Source organism: Komagataeibacter sp. SM21 (assembly GCF_041402665.1).
Classification (GTDB): Bacteria; Pseudomonadota; Alphaproteobacteria; order Acetobacterales; family Acetobacteraceae; genus Komagataeibacter; species Komagataeibacter saccharivorans.
In genome coordinates this window covers 1-2,320 of record NZ_JBGLOV010000059.1, presented here as the reverse complement: position 1 = coordinate 2,320, position 2,320 = coordinate 1, and the positions used below count along the sequence as shown (strand labels likewise).

The 2,320-nt window shown below is 63.2% G+C and carries 3 protein-coding genes; 2 read left to right on the top strand and 1 reads right to left on the bottom strand.

Annotated elements, in window-relative coordinates; translation table 11 throughout:
• Positions 1-203 (top strand): hypothetical protein (locus ACBR42_RS16975; RefSeq protein WP_371208819.1); only part of this gene is annotated, 203 nt, incomplete at its 5' end.
• A 433-nt stretch (positions 204-636) separates the two neighbouring features.
• Positions 637-1,041 carry a hypothetical protein gene (locus ACBR42_RS16970; RefSeq protein ID WP_371208818.1) on the top strand — a complete coding sequence of 135 codons (405 nt, stop codon included), beginning with the start codon at positions 637-639 and terminating at the stop codon, positions 1,039-1,041.
• Here ACBR42_RS16970 and ACBR42_RS16965 read toward each other — a convergent pair.
• Positions 960-1,919, bottom strand: coding sequence for an ArdC family protein (locus tag ACBR42_RS16965; RefSeq protein WP_371208817.1), 960 nt, complete (start codon positions 1,917-1,919; stop codon positions 960-962). The two genes, ACBR42_RS16970 and ACBR42_RS16965, sit on opposite strands and share 82 nt — an antisense overlap.
• Positions 1,920-2,320: the final 401 nt, after the last annotated feature.

Sequence of the window (2,320 nt, the reverse complement as noted above, 5' to 3'; positions counted from 1 at the left end):
GCCACATCCTGCCCCCGGGCAAGACGGTGGCACGGACAGGGAGTCAGGACCGAAGCGGCCTGAGCAAGCCGGTCGGCCTGCGCCTGACGCGGGGCAACGCCCTGCGGCAGGCGCGGGACGGCAAAGGCGCTGCGAGGGTCGCGAAGCCGCGCAGCGGGGCCGAAGGCCGTCTTGGCGCCCTGGCCGGGACACTGTCACACTGAAGCTGGATGCGCGGCCGTAATCCCCGCAACGGGCCACCCTGACACGCCGCAGGCGTGTCAGGGTGGTTGAGGAAGCGTCAGCTCCCCGTGCCGTTTTTCGACTTCATGCCGATCATGGACAGGGATGTGGGGGAGCATTAGCGCGAACGCGGACAGACCCCGCAGGGGGCTGGACTTCTCCTGACGGCCCAGCCGTCTGGAGAAGCTTGGCGAGCGAACCCGCAGGGCCACCCGTAATTTACTGCTTTTCCGATCGGGCGAGAGGCTGCCCTTGTGACGCACAGCCAGTCAGGAACGGATCATCGCCCACGCAGCCCATATGCCGAGCGATACGCTGACGATGCGGCCGCGTGTCTCGACAGACGGCGCCATGTACTTTTGAGAAAATGGGGCTTAGTATGAGGCAACATCCCCCTGTTTTCCGGAGCGCGCAATGTCGGCCCCTTCCCCCAACCGTCGCCCCATTTTCTGTACGCTCTACCATGTTCTTGGGGCGCTGTGGCGCGGCGTGGCGGCCTATTTTGCATGCCTTGTTGTGCTGTTCGGGATCTGTGGGGTCGTGGCGGATTTCATGATAAGGGGCATGGCCATGCGGGCGGACGTGCTGCTACCCCTTACGTACTGGCTTCAGGGCCACTCTGGCGTGGCGCTGTTCGATGCGGCCGAAAGCCGCCTCATCAGCCTCGACACGACCATACACGCGCTGGCGTTGGGCACGGCTTTTGCGGTGACCGCCCACCAGTTCCTGCGGCACGATCAGGCCGCCAGCAACCTCTCCGGCGGCACCCACCGCTCTGATCCGACATCTTCGCCCACGCCTGCAAGTCCGAGCAGGTAATCAACGGCTGCGCAGGCATGACGCGCCGCGTTGAATATCGCGTGGTGGTCTTCCCGCAACACGGATAGCCAGTGCTGCACATAAGCAGCATGGCGCAGGGCAGGAGGCACGCCCATCACGGCGGACAGCTGGGCCGCGGCGATCTCGGCCACCAGTTCCTCACGCATATAGGCTGTATCTCCAAACCGGCTACCGAACTCACGGTCCAGCCGATGGCTGGCCCCGGCCCAGTGTGCCAGTTCGTGCGCCTGCACGGTGAACATGTCATGTGCAGAGGCAAACGCCTCTGGTGGCGGGATCTGGATGTAATCGCCAGACCGCGAATAATACGCCTCACTGCCGCCATAACGCACATCCGCCCCGGTCGCCGCGACAAACCGGTCCAGATCACCGATCCTTGCGATCCCGGACACGTCAGGGATCTGTTCCCCGTGCCGTATCCGATCGGGTAGCCCATCAATCTGGTCTACGTTAAACACCACAAAGCGCTTGAGGAACGGCACTCGACGCGGATCTTCTCCGGTCTCGACGCTCTTTGCGATTTCATCACGCGGTGTGTAAGTGGCTGCATAGACGACCATGGTACCCCGCTCTCCGCGACGGACCTGTCCACCGGCTTCGGATGCCTGCCGGTATGTCAGCCACCGGGATGTGGCGTATCCGTGCCCTGCGGCGGACATCCAGAGCAGCAGCAGGTTGATGCCCGAATACCGTCGACCGGACGTGGCGTTGACGGGCAGACCATCCTGTCCGACACCCGCTTTCCATGGGCACACCCACGGGATCACGCCACCTTCAACCTCCCGAATGATCCGTTCCGTCACTTCGGTATAGATAGCCTGCCTGTTTCCGGCGGTCTTTCGGGGTGTCTGCACCATTTTCTGTCTTCCTTCTGAAGCGCTGCCGCCACGAGGCGGCCGATGCGCAGATGGAAGGAGGCGTCACAGGCGATCATGGCATGCGCAGCACCGCAGCAAAGCGAAGGACCCGGCACCGCCGGGTTGCGAGGATCGACGACGCCTCCAGACAGGTGCGTCGGTCGCCTCGTGGCGGCTCATTCAGCCGTCCCGTTCGCGTTTTTGCTCCCGTTGACGGTTATCGTAACTGGCGGGTCAGGCGTTGCTGTGGTTGCATTTTTACGTCTTCTGGGGGGGGGAGAACGAACCCGCTGCGCGGGGATGGTGCGGTGTGCAGGTCTGTCACCACGGCGTGAGCGATCTGTTTTATTTGGAACTGTCCTGATTGGACCAAGCACTCTGGCTTCTTCCCACCAGAAGGA

Bases quoted from the DNA above. Each gene is read 5' to 3' on its own strand.
- ACBR42_RS16970 (WP_371208818.1), top strand. From the start codon at position 637: ATGTCGGCCCCTTCCCCCAACCGTCGCCCCATTTTCTGTACGCTCTAC.
- ACBR42_RS16965 (WP_371208817.1), bottom strand. From the start codon at position 1,919: ATGGTGCAGACACCCCGAAAGACCGCCGGAAACAGGCAGGCTATCTAT.